Origin of the sequence: Paenisporosarcina sp. TG20, from assembly GCF_000286315.1 — a bacterium.
Classification (GTDB): domain Bacteria; phylum Bacillota; class Bacilli; order Bacillales_A; family Planococcaceae; genus Paenisporosarcina.
In genome coordinates this window covers 1-1,092 of record NZ_ALJG01000053.1, presented here as the reverse complement: position 1 = coordinate 1,092, position 1,092 = coordinate 1, and the positions used below count along the sequence as shown (strand labels likewise).

1 protein-coding gene and 1 pseudogene are annotated in these 1,092 nt (G+C 36.8%); both read left to right on the top strand.

Going from position 1 to position 1,092, the window contains the following annotated elements; genetic code table 11:
- Positions 1–64: 64 nt before the first annotated feature.
- Positions 65–835: an enoyl-ACP reductase FabI gene (gene fabI, locus B371_RS0100285; protein WP_019412374.1), complete on the top strand. Its 771-nt coding sequence runs from the start codon at positions 65–67 to the stop codon at positions 833–835.
- A gap of 42 nt (positions 836–877) precedes the next feature.
- Positions 878–1,092, top strand: a pseudogene (locus tag B371_RS0100280) (hypothetical protein); the annotation flags it as partial.

Below are 1,092 nucleotides of genomic sequence, written 5' to 3'. Positions count from 1 at the left end.
TTTATGATGTATTATTAGTACCAGGTATTAATAAATATATTTAGGACTAAATAGGGGGATTTTCATGTCTTTGTCTTTACAAGGTAAAAATTACGTCATTATGGGTGTGGCAAATAAACGCAGTATCGCTTGGGGAATCGCACAGTCTTTAGATAAAGCTGGTGCTAACATTATTTTTACATATGCCGGAGAACGGTTCGAGAAACCAGTTCGAGATTTAGTAGTAACGTTGGAAGGAAATCATCAATTGGTTCTTCCTTGTGACGTAACGAGTGACGAAGATGTTGAGAAATGTTTTACAACAATTAAGCAAGAAGTAGGGAAAATTGATGGTTTAGCTCACTGTATTGCATTTGCGAAATCAGAAGAACTTTCAGGAGATTTCTCCAACACGTCTCGTGAAGGGTTTTTACTTGCTCATAATATTAGTGCTTTTTCATTAACAGTCGTCGCCAAAGCGGTCAAACCATTAATGACTGATGGTGGAAGCATTGTCACTTTAACATATATAGGTGGCGAAAAAGTCATGCCGAATTATAACATTATGGGAGTAGCGAAAGCTTCTTTAGAAATGTCAGTTCGATACTTAGCCGCAGATTTAGGACAATATAACATTCGTGTAAATGCGATTTCAGCTGGTCCAATTCGTACATTGTCTGCAAAAGGTATAAGCGGTTTCAATAGTATATTAAAAGAAATTGAAGAGCGTTCACCACTTCGTAGAAATACAACTCCTGAAGAAGTTGGGGATACTGCACTATTCTTGTTTAGTCACTTATCCCGTGGTATTACAGGCGAAACGATACATTGTGACAGTGGTTTTCACATTTTGTAAACCTACCGCATAAGCTATTTCAAAAAGGATGTGTATAATTCATTGGAAAATGATCCGCTCCTTTTTGTCCAAGGTCCGCCTGTATATAGGCACGTTAAAAAGATTTCACGTTGGCAAGAAGAAAGTACTTCGATTTTCCCAGAACCAGTCGAAAAGGTAGTCAAAAAAGAAGTAGTTGAAAAAGTAGTAGAAACCAATCCTTTAATGTGGAAAAGATTACGTTTTTTAACAACAGATTTTGCAAAGCATGTCTATCA

Bases quoted from the DNA above. Each gene is read 5' to 3' on its own strand.
- fabI (WP_019412374.1), top strand. From the start codon at position 65: ATGTCTTTGTCTTTACAAGGTAAAAATTACGTCATTATGGGTGTGGCA.